The organism is Stenotrophomonas sp. GD04145, from assembly GCF_029835135.1.
Classification (GTDB): domain Bacteria; phylum Pseudomonadota; class Gammaproteobacteria; order Xanthomonadales; family Xanthomonadaceae; genus Stenotrophomonas; species Stenotrophomonas maltophilia_P.
The window spans coordinates 1-5,287 of the sequence record NZ_JAODZG010000085.1; the positions used below are offsets into that span (position 1 = coordinate 1).

The following is a 5,287-nucleotide window of genomic DNA, read 5'->3' on the forward strand; positions in this document are numbered from 1 at the left end:
AGAACACTGGGGATGCGAATCAATGCGGGCATCGTCGGCATCGGGGCCTTAAAATGTCGTCCAATGGCCAGCAGCTTATCGCAAGCAACTGAACAATGACCCTGTGGGTGCTCGGACTGAATCACCAGACCGCGCCGGTGGAACTGCGCGAGCGCGCGGCCTTCGCCGGCGATGCCTTGCCGCGCGCGCTCGGTTCGCTGCGCGACACCCCGCAGATCGCCGAGGCGGTGCTGCTGTCCACCTGCAACCGCACGGAACTGTACGCGGTGGCCGATTCGGCGCAGGCGCTGGACCAGTGGCTGCGCGGCCAGGCCGGCGACCTGCAGGGCTACCTGTACCAGCATGCTGATGCCGACGCCGTGCGCCACCTGTTCCGGGTCGCGACGGGCCTGGACTCGATGGTGCTGGGTGAACCGCAGATCCTGGGCCAGGTGAAGGATGCCTGGTCGACCGCGCGCGACCACGGTCTGCTTGGCCAGCGCCTGGACCGGCTGTTCCAGCAGACGTTCTCCGTGGCCAAGCGTGCGCGCACCGATACCCAGGTCGGCGCCAACCCGGTGTCGGTCGCCTCGGCCGCGGTGCGCCTGGCGCAGAATGCCTTTGCCCGCCTGGATGATTCCACCGTGCTGCTGGTCGGTGCGGGGGAAACCATCGAGCTGGCCGCCCGCCACCTCAGCGAAGGCAAGGTGCGGCGGCTGCTGATCGCCAACCGCACGCTCGCCCATGCGCAGGAACTGGCCAGCCGTCATGGCGGCGTGGCCCTGCCGCTGACCGAGCTTGAACGCCATCTGGCCGAGGCCGACATCGTGTTCTCGGCCACCGCCGCACGCGAACCGGTGATCCACCGCGAGACCGTGGCCAATGCACTGCGTGCACGCCGGCACAAGCCGATGCTGCTGTTCGATCTGGCCGTGCCACGCGACATCGAGGCTGAGGTCGGCACGCTCAACGATGCCTTCCTGTACACCGTGGACGATCTGGAACGCGCGGTGGAAGACAATCGACGCGGCCGTCGCGAGGCGGCCGCCGAAGCCGAAGCCATCATCGACCTGCAGGTATCGCGCTTCGTCGAGACCCTGCAGGCCGGCGCCCACCACGCGCCGCTGCGGCAACTGCGTGCCTTCGGCGACGCCACCCGCGCCGAGCTGCTCGAACGTGCCCGTCAGCAGCTGGCCAACGGCAAGCCGGCCGAAGAGGTCATGGAACTGCTGGCCCACGGCCTGACCAACCGGCTCCTGCACCCCCCGACCGCTGCCTTGCGCGCGGCCGCGCTGAGCGGCGATGCCGACCTGACCCGCGCCGCCGAGCGCCTGTTCCCGGCCACGCCGGGTTACCGCCACCCACCCGTGAGAACCGATGACGCCGACCCTGCGCCGTAAGCTGGAAGCGCTGGCCGAGCGCCGCGAAGAACTGGAACGCCTGCTCGCCGAACCCGACGTGGTCGCCGACAACACCCGTTTCCGCGACCTTTCGCGCGAATTCGCCCAACTTGAACCGGTCGCCACCGCACTGGCCGACGAGGCGCGCGCCAAGGCCGACCTGGCCGCCGCCGAGGGCATGCGCGCCGATCCGGACCTGCGCGAGCTGGCCGATGAGGAAATCGCCTCGGCCCAGGCGCGCCTGCAGGAACTGGAGCAGGAGCTGGCCTTGCTGCTGGTGCCCCGCGACCCACGTGACGAGGGCAATCTGTTCCTGGAAGTCCGCGCCGGTACCGGTGGCGACGAAGCAGCGATCTTCGCCGGCGACCTGTTCCGCATGTACGCGCGCTATGCCGAGCGCCAGGGCTGGAAAGTCGAGATCGAGTCCGACAACCCCGGCGAGCACGGCGGCTACAAGGAAGTGGTGGCACGCGTGGTCGGCCGTGGCGCGTTCTCGCGGCTGAAATTCGAATCCGGCACGCATCGCGTGCAGCGCGTGCCCGCCACCGAATCGCAGGGCCGCATCCACACCTCGGCGGCTACCGTGGCGATCATTCCGGAAGCCGATGAAGTCGATGACATCGTCATCAACCCCGCCGACCTGAAGGTCGACACCTTCCGCTCATCCGGTGCCGGTGGCCAGCACGTCAACAAGACCGAGTCGGCCATCCGCATCACCCACGTGCCGACCGGCGTGGTGGTGGAATGCCAGACCGAACGCAGCCAGCACGCGAACCGCGACAAGGCGATGAAGCGCCTGAAGGCGCAGCTGCTCGACGCCGAGCGCCAGCGCCAGGACGCGGCGCAGGCCGAATCGCGCCGCCTGCAGGTCGGCAGTGGCGATCGCAGCCAGCGCATCCGCACCTACAATTTCCCGCAGGGGCGGATCACCGATCATCGCGTGGAAGGCCTGACCCTGTATGACCTGCCCAACATCCTCGCCGGCGATCTGGACCCGCTGCTGCAGCGCCTCAGCCACGAGCACCAGGTGGATGCCCTGGCCCAGCTGTCGGCGGGCTGACGTCGATGTCGGCCTGGCAGCAGCGGCAACAACTGCAGCAGGCGATCGCGCGCCAGCCCGGTGACTTCGTCGCCTGGGTGATGCTGGCCGATCTGGAACTGGAAGCCGGCGACATCGGCGCAGGCGAGCAGGCCGCGCGGCGTGCGCTGCAGCTCCGGCCGGACCATCCCGAAGCACTGGCCCGGCTGGGTCGCGTGGCATGGATGGCCGGTGCGCACGCCGACGCTGCGACGCTGCTGGGACAGGCTTCAGCGCGCGCTCCGGAGCATCCCGGCATCGCGCTGTGGCTGGGCCATGCCCTGGAAGATGCCGGCGACCCCGAGGGCGCGGCGGCCGCGTACCGGCGTGCACATGGGCTGATGCCCGACGAACCCTATATCGCCGCCCAGCGACTGGCATGGCAACGCCGCCTGTGCGACTGGCAGGACGTGGAGGCCCTGGCCGCGCAGGTGCGCGGCGCGGTCGCGACCGGGCAGGGCGCGATCGAGCCCTTTGCCTTCCTCAGCGAAGACGCCAGCGCCGCCGAGCAGCTGGCCTGCGCCCGCACGCGCGCCGCAGCCGTGGCCGCATCGGTGCGGCCGATGCCTGCTGTGAAGGTACGGACGCAGGGAGCCCTGCGGATCGGCTTCCTCTCCAACGGCTTCGGCGCACATCCGACCGGGTTGTTGACCGTTGCCCTGTTCGAGCAGCTGGGCCGCCACCCGGAACTGCAGCTGCATCTGTTCGCACTGAACCGGGACGATGGCAGCCGCATCCGCCAGCGGCTGCAGGCGGCAACCCGGCTGCACGATCTGGCGGGGCGCCGCCATGCCGACATCGCTGCCGCCATCCGTGCACGGGGCATCGACCTGCTGTTCGACCTGCGTGGCTGGGGCGGTGGCGGCGCGCCGGAAGTGCTGGCGCTGCGCCCTGCCCCGCTGCAAATCAACTGGCTGGCCTATCCCGGCACATCCGGCGCACCGTGGCTGGATGCGGTGATCGCCGATGCGTTCGTCCTGCCAGCGGCGTTGGCGCCCCACCACAGCGAGCGCGTGGTGTACCTGCCGCGCGCGTTCCAGCCCTCGGACAACACCCGCGCGCTCGAGCCGGCACCGGATCGCGCCGCGTGCGGCCTGCCTGGACACGGCGTGGTGTTCTGCTGCTTCAACAACAGCTACAAGCTCAACCCGCGCAGCATGGGGCGGGCGTTCGCCGTCCTGGCGGCGGTGCCTGGCAGCGTTCTATGGCTGTTGTCCGGCCCCGGCCAGGCCGATGCGCGCCTGCGGGCAGCGGCGCAGGCAGCGGGTCTGGACCCGGCGCGGCTGGTGTTCATGCCCAAGCTGCCGCATCCGCAGTATCTGGCCCGCTATCAACTGGCCGATCTGTTCCTGGATACACACCCGTACAACGCGCACACCACGGCCTCCGACGCACTGTGGGCGGGCTGTCCGGTACTCACCTGCCCGGGCGAGACCTTCGCTGCGCGCGTGGCCGGCAGCCTCAACCATCACCTAGGCCTGGCACGGATGAACGTTGCCGACGATGCGGCGTTCATCGCCACCGCCCGTGCGCTCGGCAACGATCCGGCAGCGCTGGCCGCACTGCGCGCCGAACTGGCACAGGCCCGCGCGCGTAGCGGCGTGTTCGACATGGCCGATTTCGCCGGCGACCTTTCGGCACTGCTGCAGCAGCTGGCGCACGAGCAGGGCTGGCAGGGCGTCGACGGCGCCTGAGCAACCGCTGCGCTAGGCTGGGCCCTCCTTTCCGCGCGGCATGACGATGGGCAAGCTCAAACGCAAGGACTACGACGAACTGCTGCTGCCGTTGCAGCTGGAACTGACCGCGATGGCCCGCTGGGTGCAGCACAGCGGGCAGCGGTTGCTGGTGCTGTTCGAAGGCCGCGACACCGCCGGCAAGGGCGGCGCGATCCAGGCCATCAGCCAGCACCTCAATCCGCGCCAATGCCGGGTGGTGGCGCTGCCCAAGCCGACCGACCGCGAGGCGTCACAGTGGTACTTCCAGCGCTACGTCGGGCACCTTCCGGCGGCGGGTGAGATCGTGCTGATGGATCGAAGCTGGTACAACCGCGCAGGTGTCGAGCGGGTCATGGGCTACTGCAGCGAGAGCGAGTACCAGCAGTTCCTGCGCCAGGCCCCGGTGTTCGAGCAGCTGCTGGTGGATGACGGCATCCTGTTGTTCAAGTACTGGCTGTGCGTGGACCAGGAGCAGCAGGAGAAACGCTTCACCGAGCGCCATATCGATCCCCTGAAGGGCTGGAAGCTGTCACCGGTCGACCTGAAATCGCGCAGCAAGTACAGCGCCTATACCGAAGCACGGGAGGCCATGCTGCGTGCCACCCATCGCGAAGGTGCGCCGTGGACCCTGGTGGACTTCAACGACCAGCGGCTGGGCAGGCTGACCCTGGTACGCAACCTGCTTGACCGGTTGCCCGACACCCGCGTGGACGCGCCTCTGCCGGAGCTGCCGAAGCTGAAGGGCAAGCTGCATCGCGAGCACTACGATGTGCTGAAGCCGATCGAGGACTTCCCGGTCGAGGAGTAGGGATTGTCTGCAGGGCCTGCGGCCCTGCACCCGCTACGAGCAACGGCAGCAGCAACGGCAACGGCAACGGCAACGGCAGACATACCGCGGGGTGGCGGGGCGGTGTCGGAGTGCGGGGACGCCGCAAGTACGTCCCTGTAGGCTTGGCAGCCGCATCCATGCGGCTGACACCCCGCACTCCGACACCGCCCCACCTCTGACAGTTTCCGGACATCTGATAGGTCCACGCCATGCGTGATGGAATCTATCGGATATCGAAATCCAAATTGGGGTCAGATCCGTTTTCCGCAGGAAAACGGATCTGACC

At 68.8% G+C, this 5,287-nt stretch carries 4 protein-coding genes; all 4 read left to right on the plus strand.

The genetic code is table 11. The annotated features are described in order from the left end of the window. The first annotated feature begins 95 nt into the window (after positions 1 to 95). From hemA to ppk2, 4 genes are read left to right on the plus strand one after another with little or no spacing between them, the layout of a single operon-like run. Positions 96 to 1,379 carry a glutamyl-tRNA reductase gene (hemA, locus tag N7367_RS19190; protein ID WP_180875738.1) on the plus strand — a complete coding sequence of 428 codons (1,284 nt, stop codon included), beginning with the start codon at positions 96 to 98 and terminating at the stop codon, positions 1,377 to 1,379. Beyond that, on the plus strand, positions 1,357 to 2,439 hold the full coding sequence (gene prfA / locus N7367_RS19195; RefSeq protein WP_053520283.1) for a peptide chain release factor 1: 1,083 nt from the start codon (positions 1,357 to 1,359) through the stop codon (positions 2,437 to 2,439). Before hemA ends, prfA begins: the two co-directional genes overlap by 23 nt. 5 nt (positions 2,440 to 2,444) lie before the next feature. Then, positions 2,445 to 4,151 (plus strand): tetratricopeptide repeat protein, encoded by a 1,707-nt coding sequence (locus tag N7367_RS19200; protein ID WP_279943021.1) that lies wholly within the window; start codon positions 2,445 to 2,447, stop codon positions 4,149 to 4,151. 46 nt (positions 4,152 to 4,197) lie between these two features. Then, on the plus strand, positions 4,198 to 4,980 hold the full coding sequence (ppk2, locus tag N7367_RS19205; RefSeq protein ID WP_279943022.1) for a polyphosphate kinase 2: 783 nt from the start codon (positions 4,198 to 4,200) through the stop codon (positions 4,978 to 4,980). The last annotated feature ends 307 nt before the right edge of the window (positions 4,981 to 5,287 follow it).